Annotated in this window: 15 protein-coding genes and 6 pseudogenes; 8 read left to right on the top strand and 13 right to left on the bottom strand. The window is 40.9% G+C overall.

What is annotated here, in order from left to right; all coding sequences use genetic code 11:
• Positions 1-3: 3 nt before the first annotated feature.
• The 4 genes from JCM19033_RS11045 to JCM19033_RS11035 form a co-directional block, all read right to left on the bottom strand.
• Positions 4-1,215, bottom strand: coding sequence for an NADP-dependent malic enzyme (locus JCM19033_RS11045; RefSeq protein WP_054636351.1), 1,212 nt, complete (start codon positions 1,213-1,215; stop codon positions 4-6).
• A gap of 316 nt (positions 1,216-1,531) precedes the next feature.
• Complete coding sequence (locus tag JCM19033_RS25695; RefSeq protein ID WP_269758143.1) at positions 1,532-2,044, bottom strand: MATE family efflux transporter; 513 nt, start codon at positions 2,042-2,044, stop codon at positions 1,532-1,534.
• The gene (locus tag JCM19033_RS25690; protein WP_269758142.1) at positions 2,041-2,910 is read right to left on the bottom strand and encodes an MATE family efflux transporter; all 870 of its coding nucleotides are present in this window, start codon (positions 2,908-2,910) and stop codon (positions 2,041-2,043) included. The genes JCM19033_RS25695 and JCM19033_RS25690 overlap by 4 nt, the downstream gene beginning before the upstream one ends.
• Positions 2,910-3,365, bottom strand: a complete 456-nt coding sequence (locus JCM19033_RS11035; RefSeq protein WP_054636350.1) for a MarR family winged helix-turn-helix transcriptional regulator — start codon at positions 3,363-3,365, stop codon at positions 2,910-2,912. The genes JCM19033_RS25690 and JCM19033_RS11035 overlap by 1 nt, the downstream gene beginning before the upstream one ends.
• A 253-nt stretch (positions 3,366-3,618) precedes the next feature.
• Between JCM19033_RS11035 and fbpA the strand changes: the two genes are divergently transcribed.
• Positions 3,619-3,795: a Fur-regulated basic protein FbpA gene (gene fbpA / locus JCM19033_RS22205; RefSeq protein ID WP_232725509.1), complete on the top strand. Its 177-nt coding sequence runs from the start codon at positions 3,619-3,621 to the stop codon at positions 3,793-3,795.
• Positions 3,796-3,935: 140 nt separating this feature from the next.
• On the opposite strand, the gene aroD is transcribed toward fbpA, so the two are convergent.
• The gene (gene aroD / locus JCM19033_RS11030; protein ID WP_054636349.1) at positions 3,936-4,709 is read right to left on the bottom strand and encodes a type I 3-dehydroquinate dehydratase; all 774 of its coding nucleotides are present in this window, start codon (positions 4,707-4,709) and stop codon (positions 3,936-3,938) included.
• Between the two features lie 194 nt (positions 4,710-4,903).
• Between aroD and JCM19033_RS11025 the strand changes: the two genes are divergently transcribed.
• The 3 genes and pseudogenes from JCM19033_RS11025 (at position 4,904) to JCM19033_RS27460 (ending at position 5,817) form a co-directional block, all read left to right on the top strand.
• Positions 4,904-5,350 (top strand): universal stress protein, encoded by a 447-nt coding sequence (locus JCM19033_RS11025; RefSeq protein ID WP_054636348.1) that lies wholly within the window; start codon positions 4,904-4,906, stop codon positions 5,348-5,350.
• A 31-nt stretch (positions 5,351-5,381) separates the two neighbouring features.
• Positions 5,382-5,564, top strand: coding sequence for a universal stress protein (locus tag JCM19033_RS27465; protein WP_306301324.1), 183 nt, complete (start codon positions 5,382-5,384; stop codon positions 5,562-5,564).
• 20 nt (positions 5,565-5,584) lie between these two features.
• Positions 5,585-5,817: pseudogene (locus JCM19033_RS27460) on the top strand (universal stress protein).
• A gap of 212 nt (positions 5,818-6,029) precedes the next feature.
• On the opposite strand, the gene hpf reads toward JCM19033_RS27460, so the two are convergent.
• The 4 genes and pseudogenes from hpf to JCM19033_RS11000 form a co-directional block, all read right to left on the bottom strand.
• On the bottom strand, positions 6,030-6,575 hold the full coding sequence (gene hpf / locus JCM19033_RS11015; protein WP_054636347.1) for a ribosome hibernation-promoting factor, HPF/YfiA family: 546 nt from the start codon (positions 6,573-6,575) through the stop codon (positions 6,030-6,032).
• Between the two features lie 312 nt (positions 6,576-6,887).
• A pseudogene (locus JCM19033_RS11010) lies at positions 6,888-8,023 on the bottom strand (zinc-dependent alcohol dehydrogenase).
• Positions 8,024-8,045: 22 nt separating this feature from the next.
• Positions 8,046-8,407, bottom strand: a pseudogene (locus tag JCM19033_RS11005) (spore coat protein).
• A gap of 13 nt (positions 8,408-8,420) precedes the next feature.
• Positions 8,421-8,624: a hypothetical protein gene (locus JCM19033_RS11000; protein WP_054636346.1), complete on the bottom strand. Its 204-nt coding sequence runs from the start codon at positions 8,622-8,624 to the stop codon at positions 8,421-8,423.
• Between the two features lie 294 nt (positions 8,625-8,918).
• Here JCM19033_RS11000 and JCM19033_RS10995 point away from each other — a divergent pair.
• Both JCM19033_RS10995 and JCM19033_RS10990 read left to right on the top strand, forming a co-directional pair.
• Positions 8,919-10,252: pseudogene (locus JCM19033_RS10995) on the top strand (cytochrome ubiquinol oxidase subunit I).
• 18 nt (positions 10,253-10,270) lie between these two features.
• Positions 10,271-11,278: pseudogene (locus JCM19033_RS10990) on the top strand (cytochrome d ubiquinol oxidase subunit II).
• Positions 11,279-11,489: 211 nt separating this feature from the next.
• Here JCM19033_RS10990 and JCM19033_RS10985 read toward each other — a convergent pair.
• Together JCM19033_RS10985 and JCM19033_RS10980 are read right to left on the bottom strand one after the other, a co-directional pair.
• On the bottom strand, positions 11,490-12,563 hold the full coding sequence (locus tag JCM19033_RS10985; protein ID WP_054636345.1) for a branched-chain amino acid aminotransferase: 1,074 nt from the start codon (positions 12,561-12,563) through the stop codon (positions 11,490-11,492).
• A 266-nt stretch (positions 12,564-12,829) separates the two neighbouring features.
• Positions 12,830-13,222, bottom strand: coding sequence for a nitroreductase (locus tag JCM19033_RS10980; protein WP_306301322.1), 393 nt, complete (start codon positions 13,220-13,222; stop codon positions 12,830-12,832).
• Positions 13,223-13,349: 127 nt separating this feature from the next.
• Here JCM19033_RS10980 and JCM19033_RS10975 point away from each other — a divergent pair, with 127 nt between their 5' ends.
• Together JCM19033_RS10975 and JCM19033_RS10970 are read left to right on the top strand one after the other, a co-directional pair.
• The gene (locus JCM19033_RS10975) at positions 13,350-14,405 is read left to right on the top strand and encodes an MFS transporter (RefSeq protein ID WP_054636344.1); all 1,056 of its coding nucleotides are present in this window, start codon (positions 13,350-13,352) and stop codon (positions 14,403-14,405) included.
• Positions 14,396-14,605, top strand: coding sequence for an MFS transporter (locus JCM19033_RS10970; protein WP_157049842.1), 210 nt, complete (start codon positions 14,396-14,398; stop codon positions 14,603-14,605). The genes JCM19033_RS10975 and JCM19033_RS10970 overlap by 10 nt, the downstream gene beginning before the upstream one ends.
• Positions 14,606-14,680: 75 nt before the next feature.
• Here JCM19033_RS10970 and JCM19033_RS10965 read toward each other — a convergent pair.
• Together JCM19033_RS10965 and JCM19033_RS10960 are read right to left on the bottom strand one after the other, a co-directional pair.
• Positions 14,681-15,507, bottom strand: a pseudogene (locus tag JCM19033_RS10965) (1,4-dihydroxy-6-naphthoate synthase).
• On the bottom strand, positions 15,504-16,190 hold the full coding sequence (locus tag JCM19033_RS10960; RefSeq protein ID WP_054636342.1) for a futalosine hydrolase: 687 nt from the start codon (positions 16,188-16,190) through the stop codon (positions 15,504-15,506). The pseudogene JCM19033_RS10965 and the gene JCM19033_RS10960 overlap by 4 nt, the downstream one beginning before the upstream one ends.
• Positions 16,191-16,196 lie beyond the last annotated feature (6 nt).

The following is a 16,196-nucleotide window of genomic DNA, read 5'->3' as shown; positions in this document are numbered from 1 at the left end:
GCATTAAATTCCTGTCTTCACAGACTCATTTCCCTTCTTCAGAAGGGCAGCGCCAGAATTGATAGCCGCCTCAATTACTGCCCCCCTCACCGCGGGAACCACTCTTTTATCAAATGGCTGAGGGATAATATATTCAGGAGATAGCTCCCATTCTGGTATAAGGTCTGCTATCCCATACACGGCTGCCAGCTTCATTTCCTCATTAATTGTAGAGGCGCGGCAGTCCAGTGCACCCCGGAAAATACCTGGAAAGGCCAGCACATTATTTACCTGGTTAGGTAAATCAGACCTGCCTGTTCCTATTACCTTCGCTCCTGCAGCTAACGCTTCAGCAGGCATGATCTCAGGAACAGGATTAGCCATGGCAAAAATAATGCTGTCCTCACTCATTACTTCCACCATTTCTTGTGTGAGTGCGCCGGCCACCGATACGCCAATAAACACATCGGCTCCGATAGTGGCATCCTCCAAACTGCCCTGCACGCCCTGACTATTGGTCAACTCTGCTAATTCTTCTTTAACCGGTGTCATTCTTTCAGTGCGCCCTTTATAAATAGGACCGATAGAATCGCAGATGATGATATTATTTATTCCAATTGTTCTTAACAGCTTGGTAACAGCCACACCTGCAGAGCCGGCACCGTTAATAACCACCTTGATATTTTCCACCTTTTTATCCACGATCCTCAAGGCATTAATAAGACCCGCAGCAGTCACAATGGCTGTTCCATGCTGGTCATCATGAAAGACAGGGATATTCATTTCTTCTTTCAACCTTTGCTCAATCAAAAAGCAATCAGGTGCAGCAATGTCTTCTAAATTTATACCTCCAAAAGTGGGCTCCAGCATTTTAATTGTCTGGATTAATTTTTCAGGGTCTGATTCATCCAAACAAATTGGAAAAGCATCAAGGCCCGCAAATTCCTTAAATAATGCTGCTTTCCCCTCCATTACTGGCATCGAAGCTCCTGCCCCAATATTTCCTAATCCTAAAACGGCCGAACCATTTGAGACTACACCTACTAGATTACTTTTGCTCGTATAGTCATAAATTTTTTCAGGATCCTCGGCAATTTCTTTACACGGTTCAGCTACTCCAGGGGAGTAGACAAGGCTAAGATCATTTCCATCATTAACAGGCATTTTAACGTTCACATGTAACTTTCCTCTATGTTCTTTGTGCAGAGCTAAAGCTCTCTCCCTAAGATTGCTCATGTCTCTTCCCCTTTCTTATTCATAAGGAAATATTAAAGCCAGCCAAAAGGGCATGAATACTTCTCTTACGTTTTTTAACAATCACCCAGATTATTTCCTTACCTTTCCTGCTGCCCTCCCTATGATTTGAAAAATTATTCTGAATATTTATTTTATTTGTTTTTCTGCTTTTTGTCTATAGTAAATCTAAATTCCTTGTCGTTTTCTCTCCCTTAATGGGAGAAAACCTGCTTTGGTCCTTACATGAAAAGGACCGGTTCTCATATGGGACCGGCCCTTAGAAAGATTCATATTCAGCTTTTATTTGATTACTATTCTAGGCTTTTGCTTCCTGTTCCATTGTATGATCTTTGTCTTTTTTCTTAAAAAACAACTCTCTGTCTTTCCATAAGAAAATGGCAGCTAGTGCGCAAGCAAGGATATCTGCAAGGGGGAAAGCTATCCATACACCGTACACCCCTAAAAATGATGGCAGGATAAGGACCAAAGGAATCAAAAACAATATTTGCCTTGCCATTGATAACACAAGAGCTGGTTTTGCCATGCCCAATGCCTGGTATAATCCGCCGCTTAACACCTGCGCCCCAATCAAAAAGGCTGCAGCAAACATAATTCTTATAGCCTCCACACCGGATTCTATCGTTGCAGGGTCACTTGTAAAGACTCTCATAAATGGGGCAGGTACAGCAATCATTAGAACAAAAATAAAAGTTGATATAACAGTTACAACTTTAAAGCTCAGGAGAATGGTTTCCCTCATTCTCCCGTATTGTTTTGCTCCGTAATTATACCCTACGATAGGCTGCATTCCCTGAAGAATCCCCATCATGGCATCAACGTAAACATCGCTATTCTTTGAACAATACCAAACACACTGACATAGAATTCACCGCCATAACGGATTAGCATTGTGTTTATTGCTATCATCATTACGCTTCCTGATGACTGACGGACAAAAGCCGGAAACCCTATAACAGACACTTCCTTGATAATCACCCATTGAGGAAGCAGGTTTTCAATCTTAATCGTTAATGTACTCCGTCCTGTAAGGAAATACCATAGAACAATGACACTAATAATTCCTTGTGACAAAACAGTAGCTATTGCAGCCCCGCCTACACCCATGTTAAATACAAATATAAAAATGGGGCTTAAAATAATATTTAGAATCGAAGGGATGACCATCGTCAACATGGCAAAACGGGAATTCCCTTCTGATCGAATAATGGCATTTGCTGTAAAACCAAAAGCAAAGAAAACGGACCCAATAAGAATCGGAAACAGGTACTCTACTGCATAGGAAAGAACTTCGGGAGTTGCTCCGAACAATTGAGCAAGCGGCTCAATGATCGTGAAAGCTCCTATAAAGGAAACAGCCCCTATCAAAAGAATCATAAACAGGATATTTCCTAATACTTTATCGGCATCATCTTTTTTCTGGGCTCCAAGCCGCCGTGAAATGACCGAAGCACCACCCATTCCAAAAGCCGCTGCTACAGCCATCATAATCATCATAACAGGGAAGGCAATCGTCACTCCTGCTACTGCGTCCAGACCAACCCCATGAGAAATAAAGATTGTATCAACTACGTTATATAAAGCCATGACAAACATCCCTATCATAGCAGGGACGGAGATGTTTCTTAATAGCTTGGGAATCGGTTCAGTTCCAAGCTGGTCACTTTGCTTTTTCATTACTTAAACTCCTTTTCATTCTGTCCGTTTCTTTGCTGCATTCTCAGAGTCATTTTCTTAAGCCAGCTAAGAAGCAATTCCCTTTCTGCCGGCTCAAAGTCCCTCACAAGGTCGGTTTCAACCTCTTCTCTTACTTCTCGCAGTCTTCCTTCTGTTTCTATTCCCTTTTCGGTCAAAGAAATGAGTTTTGTCCTTCGGTCAAGCTGGCTTTCTTTTTTTTCAATAAGGTTTTTCTTAACCATTGATTCTACCAGTCCATTCATAGATGAAGGCTGTATATATAACCGTTTTTGCAGAGAAGATTGACTTTGCTCACCAAACTCATGCAAAAAATAAAGAACTTTAGCTTGCGAAAAACTCAGATCAAAACTCATCAATACCTGGTTGTAGTGATTACGCAACAGGTGAGCCAGCACTCCTATGTTATAGCTCAAATTTTCCTCTAACTTTTTCATAAATAGTTAGCCTCCTAAACAATTAATGAGTATACTCCTTTCTTTTCCTAATGTAAATGAGATAATCATCATAAATATATGGTAATAGAAGCTATTCTTTTTTATTAGGAAGCTAATAAAATTTTCTAAGAAAAAAATGGAAGTAAGAAAATAATATATTCATTTACTAATTTTTGTAATTGCAAATTGACAGGTTCATAGAGATAAACTATAATTAAATTGAAAGCGCTTACATATTAGGGGTATGGTTTCTATGTCTTTTACTGTTACATCAAACTACATCAATAAAAATGAAATGATTGATATCCTTTTGCACCACAATATTTATAAAATGTCTGATGGCAGACAGCTGTATCAGGCAACAGAGAAAGAGTTAGAGAACGAGCTTTACTTACTTTTGGGTGAAACGATTTCTGTCTTTTCTGCATAACTCTTATACAAAACTCTATTACTTTTCTTAATAGAGAACTTACATTGGAATTATCCAATTGAGTTCTTTTTGTTTTGTTTTCATAACAAAAACCTCCCTAGCTGGAAATAGTCTTTTCCAACTATAGGAGGTATAAAAGGTTAGGACATTGATTCATCTGCTAGTTTGATCATTTCTTTAAGTTTCTCTATTGGTATTTGGCCCGGTGCTGAACTCTGCTCCCCAACTGCAAAAGTGATTGTTGAACCAAAGACCCATCCTAACATCCTTGTTATGGCTCCATACTTGCCCATTGAAATTGTTACTAACGGGACACTTAACATTTTAGATAATTTATTTGTTGCTTCCAACAACAAAAGAACATCATCCATATTATTTGGCATCACAGCAATTTTAACAATATCAGCCTGTAATAATTCTGCTTCTTTACATGTGGAGATCATTTCTGACAATTCCGGGGTTTCCTCAAAGTTATGGTGGGAAATGAGCAGTTTAACACCATTTTCCTTCGAAACACGCCTAAGCCTTGCTATACTTTCATGATTATTGGCTAATTCGTAGTCTACAAAAGAAACGTATCCGCTTGCACAAACTTGTGCAAACACTTCTATTTTCTCCTCTTCCCCAATTCTTGCAGGTTGTCCTCCTTCTTTTTCACTTCTAATCGTAAATAAAATGGGTATTTCATTCCCACTCTCTTTGATTTTTTGAAGGGTGGAAATTACTTTTTCAACATTAGATAAGTCCTTAAAGAAGTCTGCCCGCCATTCTATAATGTCTGGTTTATCTTTCACTATCTTTTCAAGCTCTTGCATGATTTCTTGCTCATCCTTACCAATCAAGGGGACACAAATCTCAGGTTTATCTCCTACTGCATTTTTCCCATTTTCTAGCTTACCTTTTATTTCACTCATATAATTTCTCCTTACTAATATATTCTATTACTTTAAATGATCATAGTTTTTTAATCAATGAAGAGTCAGATGCCTCAAAATATACTTCTGGTCACAAAAATTAAAACCCATAAAGTGTGACAGATCTCACACCTTGCTCCCTTCTCTTTTTTTATAATATGTGTATAGAGAGTTTTAATAAGGAGGCAGTAAACATGGACCAAGAATATAAAACGCTTCTAGCAGCTGTTGATAGTTCAGAAGAATCCTTTCAAGCCCTCAAAAAAGGATTTGAGCTGGCCAAAGAAAACGATGCTAAGTTGATCATTTCCCATGTCGTAGATACAAGAATTACCTCTTCCCTCGAACAATATGATGACGCCGCATTTCTCAGAGCTAAAAAATACGGTGAAGAACTGCTTGAAAATTATAAAGAAAAAGCAATCAATAGTGGAATCAACAACGTGGAAACCGTCCTTGAGTATGGAACACCCAAAGTGAAAATACCAACAGAAATTGCCAGAAAACATGAAGCTGACGTAATCATAGTCGGGGCTACAGGCATTAATGCAGCACAGCGGATCTTTCTTGGCAGCGTTTCGGAAAACATTGCCCGTCGTGCTGATTGCGACGTATTAATTGTTCGTAAGTCTACTGATTAGTTTATACCATTTTTCATAGGAGGAAACAAAGATGACTTTACAATATAAGAATGTTTTAGTAGCTGTTGATGGCTCAGAAGGGGCAAAACATGCTTTCGAAAAGGCGTTAAAGATTAGCAAAAAGTCTAAAGCACGTCTCATCATCTCCCATGTTGTGGACCTGCGTTCCTTTTCTCGAATCGAGCCGTACAGCCTAATTTCACTAACTGGATAGAAGATACAGGACAGCAGCTTTTGAATCAATATAAAAAAGAAGCCGTTGAAAGCGGGATCGAGAATGTAGAAACCTCCCTGGATTTTGGTTCCCCTAAAGTCATGCTCGGCAGAGAAATTGCAGACAAATGGCAGGCTGATTTGATTGTTGTCGGCGCAACAGGCTGGGAGCCGTAGAAAGATTTGTCATCGGCAGCGTTTCTGAACAAGTTGCCAGAAACGCAAAACGTGATGTTTTGATCGTAAGACGTTAGAGCAAAAGAAACTTAAAAGTCCCTCATTTAGTAAATGGGGGGCTATTTTTATAAGGTTTTGTTAGGTAGGCATTGTTTGATTGTAGAGCTCAAAATGTCTTCGGGAATTGAGTGAGCCGAAGAGCCCCCAGGGTACATTTCACAGGTTATGTAAAAAAGCTGTGAGAAGAGCTTCTCACAGCAAAAGGAGTTTGTAGTTAGTTTTATCATACTTACGCTCCCTGTATAAGACCGTACCTTCCGTCATGACGTCTATACACGACGTTCGTTTCATTTGTTTCCATATCCTTGTAAACAAAGAATTGATGGTCAAGCATGTTCATTTGAAGAATTGCTTCTTCTTCATCCATAGGCTTTAATGCAAATCTTTTCTTCCGTATAATTTCTTCTGGATCCTCTGTAAGGACAGCTTGTCCTCCTCCATACTCCTCGCTGTTCATTGCTTTTAAGCTGTTGTCATTCCTGAATTTACGGTTAACTTTAGTTTTATACTTTTTCATTTGACGTTCTAATTTTTCAATAACAGCATCAATCGCAGCATACATGTCTTTGTTCATCTCTTCAGCTCTAAGGATGATAGGCGCATTTGGAATTGTAACTTCCACTCCCTGCTGATTCCGAGTCACTTTCAACGTTACATGAACAACAGCTTCATTTGCTTGATCAAGGAATCTTTCAATTCTTTGGAGTTTATTTAAAGAATACTCTCTTAAGCTCTCTGTTACTTCCATTCCTTTACCTCTTATGACAAATTCCATTAGAATCTCTCCTTTACCAGTTCACCATTTACAAGCTCCTCTTACATGGAAGCTTATATAAGTACTATATCTTTTCCTTTATAAAGATGATGTGAAGTTTATCACACATTATCCTTTGCTAGTAAAGAGGCTCTATGTTGTTTTTTAACTCATTTGATTGACAAAATTTCGAGACACCTGGTACCGCACGTGTACCTTTATATGCAAGCGAGCGGCTTTTAACGAAAATCACCAGCAAAATGTAACAAAGCCATTAAAAAATAAATAAAAAGCACCTCTGGGCACCAGAGATACTCTCTACATCAATTCTTTTTACGGTTTTAATACGACTTTTATACACTCTTCTGTTTTTGTATCAAACACCTCATACCCATGTTTTGCTTCTTCTAACGGCAGAACGTGAGTAATAATATCCCCAGGATCGACTGTTCCTTCAGCAATCATTTTGTAAAGGGAAGGCATATAATGAATCACTGGAGCCTGGCCTGTTTTTATATTGACGTTGCGCTGAAATATATCGCCAAGAGGAAAAGCATTATAACGCATTCCATATATGCCCGTTAATTGAATAGTACCTGCTTTTCTCACAGCCTGAGCTGCCATAGTAATCGCACTCATGGAACCGCCATGTAATTTCATTCCTGTCGCCAAAAATTCAAGGGGAGTCATCTTACCGTCCATGCCTACACAATCAATTACTACTTCCGCACCGCCATTGGTCATTTCCTTCAAGTGTAACCCTATTTCTTTTTGCTGCTCAAAGTTTATGATTTCTACATTATTTGTACGCTTGGCATGCTGAAGACGATAATCCACGTAATCGACGGCTATGACCCTTTCTGCTCCTTTCAGCCAGGCAAACTTTTGAGCCATAAGGCCGACAGGTCCGCACCCAAGAATAATTACTGTATCTCCCTTTTTCACCCCGGCGTTATCAACACTCCAATAGGCCGTGGGCATGACATCAGAAAGGAGAACCAGCTTTTCATCTTCAATTTCACTATCTTCAGGGATTTTGAAAGGAACGAAATTTCCATAGGGCACTCTCATATATTCAGCTTGTCCGCCCGGATACCCTCCTGCTGTATCTGAGTATCCAAAATAAGCTCCCATGTCCCCATTTTCATTTGAATTATCACACTGGCTTTCTAATTCATGCTGACAAAACCAGCATTCTCCACAGCTGACGTTAAAAGGAATGATGACCCGATCCCCTTTTTTAACTTTGGTTACTTCCGGACCTGTTTCTTCTACAATACCCTGTGGCTCATGGCCAATAATATAATCTTCTGGAAAATTTGGAATCATTCCATGAATAAGGTGAAGATCAGAGCCGCATATAGCAGTTGTGGTTAATTTGACAATAATATCATCTGGTTTTTCGATTTTGGGTGCAGGGACTTCTTTGACTCTTACATCCTTGATCCTTGATATGTCACTGCTTTCATTCCTCTTCCTCCTACAGGTTAATTATTCATATGGAGTCGCAAACGTTCCTAACCGATCTGTATCATTAGGGAAGAGAGTTAAATTTGCTATCTCCACTGCTGTTTGTGCAGATTTTATGTCTAGTTCAAATTGCTCTTTCACATCAAACGGCCTAAGCATCCCTTATTCATCATAAGCTGTGATATTTGCCCATGAAGGTTAATCGCGGCTGTCATTTGATTAATTAATGCTGTCCTTAACTCTGGTGTTGCTGTTTCTGTTAAAGCCATAGAATAATATCTTACCCCTGTTTTAGCAGTCAACAGAAAATCTAAGGCTATAGCTGAATCAGCCTGATCAGGCATTCCAACAGCATTAATCGGGTCTAAAAAATCTTCATTCATCCTTTTTTCTCCTTTACTGCATATTTCCTTCCTTATACAAACGCTCCAGTTCCTTTATATCTAGAATTGATTGTTGAACATCCTGTTCCATCAACGCCCGCAAATCCTGATCAAAGACAATACCCTGCATCATTTTGGCCTTTAACAGACAGACGGTCTTGAAGTTCAGAATTTCATGGGCTTCCATTGCTTCATGATCGGCAAATGAGTTCCTCATCGTTTCACCTCCTGATCAACCCCTTTTATTTTCTCTAATGAAAGAAAGCTTTATTCAGTTCATCACATGCAACAAACCTTCTCCCACTATCCTGATTTTTCTCACCCTACATATTTCCACATTTATGCAGTCATACTAAGAGCATTAAGAGGAGGATGGTACAGTGATCAATAATTTCATGATTATGATCTTGCCCGTCATGGTAATTTTTCATTTCTTTAGCTGTTTTTTTCTTTTGGGTAAGCAGATCTAAGGAGCCGTATGCCACAGAGAATACAATGGAGGAGGAAAAGAATGATCGATGATCCGGTAGTGCTAAGCCGATTATTAACATTTGTGACCCTGGCCTTTCATATTGTGATGGCTACCATTGGCGTAGGCTTGCCAATTTTTATATCCATTGCTGAACTGGTTGGAATCAAAAAAAAAGACCCCCATTACATATTGCTTGCACGCCGGTGGACAAGAGGATACACGATATTAGTAGCCGTTGGGGTCGTGACAGGAACAATCATCGGGTTTCAATTATCATTATTGTGGCCAAGCTTCATGCAGGCCGCAGGTCATGTTATTAGTCTCCCTTTATTTATGGAAACCTTCGCTTTCTTTTTTGAAGCTATTTTCCTGGGGATTTATTTATATACGTGGGAGAGATTCAAAATCCTATATACCACTGGCTTTTATCCATTCCCATCATTATTGGTTCATCGGCGTCTGCTTTTTTTATTACAAGTGTGAACGCTTTTATGAATACTCCTCAAGGATTTGATCTGGCAGAAGGTACAATTATGAACGTCCAGCCTTTAGTAGCTATGTTTAACCCTGCGATGCCTTCTAAGGTTTCCCATGTACTTACCACCGCGTATTTAACCGGAGCTTTCTTGTTAGCTGCTATCGCAGCTTTTCATATCCTTCGAGGAAAGACACACATCTATTACAAAAAAGCTCTTCACTTAGCCATGATTGGATGTTTCGTATTTTCGATTGCCACTATTGTAAATGGAGACATTGGAGGAAAATTCCTCGCAGTTTATCAGCCAGAAAAGCTGGCCGCTGCGGAATGGCATTTTGAAACAGAGGATCGTGCCACCTTATTGTTAGGAGGAATTCTGGACCCTGATGAGCAGGAAGTAAAGTTTGGTATACGTATTCCTTACGCACTAAGTATCTTGGCGTTTAACCGGCCGACAGCTGAAGTTATTGGGTTAAACGATTTTCCTGAAGAACTTTGGCCTCCTCTCTATATCCATTATTTCTTTAACCTAATGATAACAATTGGTATGTTTCTTGCTGCCGTGGCTTTTGCCTATTTAGTTTTTTATTACTTTAATCGGTTTAACTCGTTAAACAAGTGGTTGCTGCGAGCCATTATCATTTGTGCTCCTCTTTCTATTCTTTCTATTGAGTTTGGATGGATTATGACTGAAGCAGGCAGACAGCCATGGATTTTACGGGGGTATCTGACTGTGGCAGAAGCGGCTACTACCTCTGAACACGTTTTTGAAATGCTTCTTCTTTTTTCTTCTTTATATTTAGCCCTGGCTATATTACTGCCTATCATTCTGATCCGCTTGTTTAAAAAGAAGACCGTGGAATCAGAAATCGAAAATCAAAACATTATTTTATAGAAAAAGTAGGTGCTCGGTGTGATAGAAACAATCGGTATTTCCGTCTTGTGGGTGTTTTTATATGGATACCTGATTATCGGTTCGATAGATTTTGGAGCTGGGTTTTATTCCTACTATGCCAAGGTGACAAACAAAAAGCATACAATCAGGCAGGTGATTGACCGTTACCTTTCGCCTGTATGGGAAGTCACCAATGTATTCCTTGTATTTTTTATGATTGGCCTGGTCGGTTTTTTTCCGGCTTCAGCCTTTTACTTTGGAACGGCTCTACTTGTTCCAGGCAGCATTGCTTTAGTGCTTCTTGCTATCCGAGGGTCATTTTATGCGTTTGCGAACTATGGTGCCAGAGAAAGCAACGTATATTTATTTTTGTACGGTATTACAGGGCTTTTGATCCCAGCAGCTTTATCAACTGTCTTAACCATTTCAGAAGGTGGATTCATCACAGTGGACGATTCAAATGTCCAGCTGCTTCTAGGTGAACTGTTTGTAAGTCCGTATTCATGGATTGTCGTTATGCTTGCGATTGTTAGTGTCCTTTTTATCAGTGCCTCATTTTTAACCTATTACGCCAACGTAGCGAAAGATAAGGATGCCTTTGAACTCATGAGGAAATTTTCTTTTAATTTGGGGAGGACCTACCATTTTTTTGAGCTTTTTAGTGTTTTTAACCTTAAGCACCCATAATCCTGATCATTTTCAGGCTATGGTGGAGGAAGGTTGGTTGTTTGTATTATCTTTGCTGGCATTTTTAGCAGCGATCCTCTGTATATATAAAAGAAAATTTATGGGGACTGCTTTTCTCTTCGTTTGTTTCCAATATGGATTTGCATTTTTTGGTTATGGATACACTCATCTTCCTACATTCTCTACCCGCATATTACCATTTATGAAAATATCACCAGTCCGGAAATGGGTATCTCCCTTATTCTTGCTTTCCTTGCAGGTCTTCTTCTTCTCGTGCCTTCTCTGTTTCTCTTAATGAGACTGTTTATCTTTAATGCTGAATACGCACGTGGCAGATAACGGCAATGTTTTCACTCGCTTATGACAGGAGGTTATTATATGAATGAAAATACAGAACAGGGAAAGAAAACGACAGATCAAGAAAAAGTCCTGGTCATTGTCTGCTTTGTAATTGCCGGGATCATGCTATTATCATTTATCAGTCGTTTCTTTCATTAACCTTACACGCTGGGCATAAAAAAAGAACGAGGCTTATCACCTCGTTCTTTTTTTAGTCTATTTTTATTGTCCATCCGTAAGGATCTTCAAGCTTGCCCGTTTGAATACTTGTTAACGTATCATATAAGGATCTGGATAATTCGCCTGTCTGTCTGTGGTTGATGACCATCGCTTTGTCTTCCCAATGAAGCTCACCGATTGGCGAGATGACAGCTGCCGTCCCAGTACCAAACGCTTCCTCCAGGGTTCCTTCCTCATAAGCCTGGTGGATTTCTTCCATGGTGATCTTTCTTTCACTTACAGGTATTTCCCAATCTTTCAGCATCTCAATGATAGAAGTTCTGGTAATCCCTTCTAAAATACTGCCACTGAGCTCGGGAGTAATAACTTCACCCTTGATTTTAAAGAAAACGTTCATGCTGCCTACTTCTTCAATATATTTCTTTTCAACGCCATCAAGCCAAAGAACTTGAGCGTGTCCCTTTTCTGTTGCCCTTTCCTGAGCCTTGTAGGCAGCTGAATAATTCCCGGCTGTTTTCGCCGTTCCTGTGCCGCCTCTCACTGCTCTTGTGTATTCAGATTCTACGTTAATGCTGACTGGATGTATCCCTTCCGGGTAGTAGGAACCTACCGGGGATAAAATAATCATTAACGTGTACGAATAGGATGGCGCGACCGCTAAGTTTGGTTCAGTTGCAATAATGAAAGGGCGAATGTATAAGGAGGTACCTTCCGCTGCCGGTACCCAGTCTTTTTCAAGGCTGATCAGCTGCTTTAAGTACTCCAGCATCAGTTCTTCATTGACAGGAGGGATACTCATCCTGTCACTAGAACGGTTTAAGCGTTCAAAGTTCTTTTTCGGGCGGAACAGCAGGATTTGATTATCAGCCCCCCGATAAGCTTTAAGGCCTTCAAACACGGTTTGTCCGTAATGAAGGATCATCGCTGCCGGGTCAAGAGACACAGGTTCATAAGGGACGATTTGCGGACTATGCCACCCTTTATCTCTGGAAAATTCCATGGTAAGCATATGGTCGGTAAAAACTTTTCCGAAGCTCAAATGTTCAGGATCCGGCTTTGCTTTCTTATGTGGGTTTTGGGTAATATCTAAAATCGGTTCGGACATGACTTCCACTCCTCGGTATTATGTTGTCAATGAGTAACAGTTTATCAAAGCAAGCAGGAAGTGCCCTGCTGGTTAATTGAAATCATCTTCCTTTTGTATCCACTTTGTACTTTCATGGTAAGGTCTTCTTTTCCCTTCAGGGTTCTTTTTTTGAGGATATCCGATGTAAAGAAAACCCAGAATATCGCCATTTTCAGAAAGACCAAAAAGCTTTTTCATTTTTGAATGGTAGCATGGTTTTCCTGTCCTCCAGAACCCTCCCAGCCCTAAAGCATGGCAGCTAGAAGCATATTTTGAGTGGCAGCAAATACAGCACCGTACTCTTCCACTTGAATCGCTTTAGGATTATCGCTAGGTTCAACAGCAACTGCTATCACTACAGGGGCTCTGAAGGGCTTTTCTTTTGTTTTCTCAAGCTTTTTTACATTTTCCTCTGAAGAAGGTTCGTCCATTCCCTCTTTTGCAATGTCTGCCAGCACTTCTCCTAAAGGTTTTCTCCCCTCCCCTGTCATGACAAAGAACTTCCACGGCTCGGTCTGGTGATGACTTGGGGCCCAGGTTCCTGCTTCAAGTATTTGTTCAATGAGGCTCTCAGGTACAGGCTCCTGTGAAACCAGGCCTGTGCTTCTTCTTGTTTTAATTGCTTCAAGTACATCCATTACGTTTCCCTCCCATATAAAGTTAAATTAAATTTAACCCGTTCTTCTTCTCTGCCAAAACCTTGCTTAAAAGAATGGACAATCCAGCACATTATACCTATTCTTAGTATGTAAGGAGCTGAGAATTATGCGCGTACATAAAGGGTGGCTGATCCTGTTTCTAATCGTACTCAGTGTGTTTGCCTGCTTAGGATTTGGGCGTTTTTCCTTTGGAGCCATTCTTCCATTTATGAGAGAAGGCCTTCACTTTGATTACCGTGAAACCGGGCTCATTGCCTCATCCATCTTCCTAGGATACTTACTTTCAGTTACTAGTGTCGGTTATTTTGTCATTCGGTTTCAAGCCAAACGAGTCATTATATTTTCCTTGCTTCTTATTGGTTTAGCAATGATTGTTACTGCAAATGCTTCATCCTTTGTTCATGCTTACATCGGCTGCTTTTTCATTGGGGTAGGAAGCGGTGGAGCATATGTCCCGTCCCTCGGGTTAATCGGCCAATGGTTTTCCCCTAAAATGCGTGGAATGGTAATGGGAATTGTCATGGCCGGAGCAGGCTTTGGCATTGTATTCAGCGGAATTGTGGTTCCAGTTATCGTTGACATTGCTGACGGTTCAGGATGGCGGCTCAGCTGGTATATCTTATCCATCACAGTAATTATAATCGCCGTTTTGCATGTTCTTTTTCTACGGAATACTCCGTCTGAAATCAACCTGAGTCCCATAGCTTCCAGTAAAGAAAAGAAGAACCCGGCCGCTCGTGAGGAAGCGGAGGAAGTTTTAAAAACAGATACTGTGTATCGCAATAAGACCTTATGGTTTATTGGCATACTCTATTTCTTGTGGGGAATTGCCTACTTAATTTTTTCTACCTTCCTCGTTGATTACCTCATTGTCGACAGAGGGTTTAACAGCAGCCAGGCTGGACTGTTTTTTGCTGCTGCCGGAGCAGCCAGTATAGTCAGCGGCTTTATTTGGGGCTCCGTCTCTGACAAAATTGGGAGAATGCCGGCTCTTGCTTTCGTTTATTTTATCCAGTTTTTTATGCTGGTGTTTTTGAGCATTTCCACCCACAGCGGGCTTATTTTGGTACAGGTTCTTTTATACGGAATAACGCTCTGGGGCGTTCCCACAATAATGAACGCAAGCGCGGGAGATTATGTCAGGTTAAATTTGTGCCGGTAGCTATGGGATTTATTACTTTGCTATTCAGCATAGGGCAGCTTATTTCTCCAATTATTACAGGCTTTCTTATTGACTATACTCAGTCCTACTTAAGTGCTTTCCTGCTCTCAGCAGTTCTTACATTCATAGCCGGTGCCGGGGCTGTCTATCTCCAGGCTTCACAAAGAAAACAGTGGAAAGAAACAGCTCCTCACATCTAAACGTACACGCTTTTCTACAAACAACCGGAGGATAATCCGGCTTCTTCTCTAAGGAAGCCGGATTATTCTCGTCTGTTACAGAGAACCTCCCTTTATAGACGGTACCAGTCCTTCTTTGGCAGCTCTTCCTAATAAAGCTCTTACAGCAGCATATCCTTCTTCTCCTAAGTCTTCAGTAAACTTGTTTACATATAAGTCAATGTGCTGTTTTGCTACTTCAGCAGACATTTCCTGAGCATGCTCCATAACGTATGCATCAGACTCAGCAGGATTGGACCAGGCGTACTGTACCGATTTTCTGATCCATTTTGTTACGTCATCCACGTTAAGGGAACGACGGGCAATAATCGCTCCTAAGGGAATTGGCAGCCTGTATCCTTTTCCCACCACTCTCCTAAGTCTGCCATCAAGGATAAATTGTAGTGTTGATATGTAAACCTGGCTTCATGTATCACAAGCCCGGCATCAATTTTCCCGTCTCGGACTGCTGGCATAATTTCATTGAAAGGAAGGACCACAATTTCTCCCAATCCATCTGGGACGTTTTGCGCGGCCCATAAACGAAATAGCAAATAAGCTGTCGATCTCTCACTAGGAACAGCAACTTTTTTTCCAGAAAGGGAAGCGGGGTTTTCACTTTGGTCTTTCAACAAAACGAGAGGCCCACACCCTCTTCCCAGAGCACCTCCGCAAGGAACCAGATTGTAATCGTCTAATACCCATGGGAGGGCTCCATAGGAAATCTTCATAATCTCAGGCCCTTCCTTATTCATAGCCCACTGGTTTGTTTTATCAATATCAGCGTATGTAACATTAAGCTTTGGTGCCTCAGGAAGTAATCCATGAGCCCAGGCATGAAATACAAATGTATCATTTGGACATGGTGAATATGCAATATTCATTTTAGAAAAGCCTCCTTTAAAACTGCGCCAGCTGTCTCTAAGGAAGAGAGCGCCCCTTTTATATCCCAGGCCTCTCTGTTTCTTGGCCCAACTTCATTAGAAATAGAGCGGATTTCAAGAATTGGTATGCCCCTTTGCGCGGCAGCAGTAGCTGCCCCGAACCCTTCCATTGCTTCAGCTGCAGCATTAGGATAACGTCTCCTCAGTACCTCTTCTTTCTGTTTCGTTCCCGTAACGGTCGCAGAAGTTAAAACAGCACCCCGGTATACTGGAACCTGCCTATGGTTAAAGCAAAGGGCAAGGTCTTCCGATATAGCACGATCGGCTTCTATGGAAGAAGTACCAAGGCCTAAGTCATCAAGGCTTAAAAACGTATCCTCTGTTTCCGCCCCCATATCGGAAGCTATTAACTCTGTCGCCACAACAATAGACCGGACCGGTGCTCTCCCTTTAAAGCCGCCTGCAATACCCATTACAACTACATAATCATATGGGTGGGCGGCAATAGCTGTCGCAGTACTTGCCGCTGCGGCCATAGGGCCAACCCCTCCTGTAATGACAGTAAATTTTCCGGTATTTTGAAGCCCTCGTTTTACTGCCTCTTTTTCAGCCTCTACAGAGGTAACGATAAGAACATGCTTATCTTCTATCCTTGATTGATTCTTTTGTTGTTTCTGTTTCATAAAGCG

The sequence above is a fragment of the Thalassobacillus sp. C254 genome, assembly GCF_001310615.1.
Note: the sequence above shows the minus strand (reverse complement) of the source record. Positions and strands in the feature narration are given on the sequence as shown.

Coding starts and splice junctions, on each gene's coding strand:
- aroD (WP_054636349.1), bottom strand. CDS start 4,709: ATGAGTGAAATAAAAGGTAAGCTAGAAAATGGGAAAAATGCAGTAGGA.
- JCM19033_RS10980 (WP_306301322.1), bottom strand. CDS start 13,222: ATGGATGTACTTGAAGCAATTAAAACAAGAAGAAGCACAGGCCTGGTT.
- fbpA (WP_232725509.1), top strand. CDS start 3,619: ATGTCTTTTACTGTTACATCAAACTACATCAATAAAAATGAAATGATT.
- JCM19033_RS11035 (WP_054636350.1), bottom strand. CDS start 3,365: ATGAAAAAGTTAGAGGAAAATTTGAGCTATAACATAGGAGTGCTGGCT.
- JCM19033_RS10960 (WP_054636342.1), bottom strand. CDS start 16,190: ATGAAACAGAAACAACAAAAGAATCAATCAAGGATAGAAGATAAGCAT.
- JCM19033_RS27465 (WP_306301324.1), top strand. CDS start 5,382: ATGACTTTACAATATAAGAATGTTTTAGTAGCTGTTGATGGCTCAGAA.
- JCM19033_RS11025 (WP_054636348.1), top strand. CDS start 4,904: ATGGACCAAGAATATAAAACGCTTCTAGCAGCTGTTGATAGTTCAGAA.
- JCM19033_RS25695 (WP_269758143.1), bottom strand. CDS start 2,044: ATGATGGGGATTCTTCAGGGAATGCAGCCTATCGTAGGGTATAATTAC.
- hpf (WP_054636347.1), bottom strand. CDS start 6,575: ATGGAATTTGTCATAAGAGGTAAAGGAATGGAAGTAACAGAGAGCTTA.
- JCM19033_RS25690 (WP_269758142.1), bottom strand. CDS start 2,910: ATGAAAAAGCAAAGTGACCAGCTTGGAACTGAACCGATTCCCAAGCTA.
- JCM19033_RS10975 (WP_054636344.1), top strand. CDS start 13,350: ATGCGCGTACATAAAGGGTGGCTGATCCTGTTTCTAATCGTACTCAGT.
- JCM19033_RS11000 (WP_054636346.1), bottom strand. CDS start 8,624: ATGAGGAACTCATTTGCCGATCATGAAGCAATGGAAGCCCATGAAATT.
- JCM19033_RS11045 (WP_054636351.1), bottom strand. CDS start 1,215: ATGAGCAATCTTAGGGAGAGAGCTTTAGCTCTGCACAAAGAACATAGA.
- JCM19033_RS10985 (WP_054636345.1), bottom strand. CDS start 12,563: ATGTCCGAACCGATTTTAGATATTACCCAAAACCCACATAAGAAAGCA.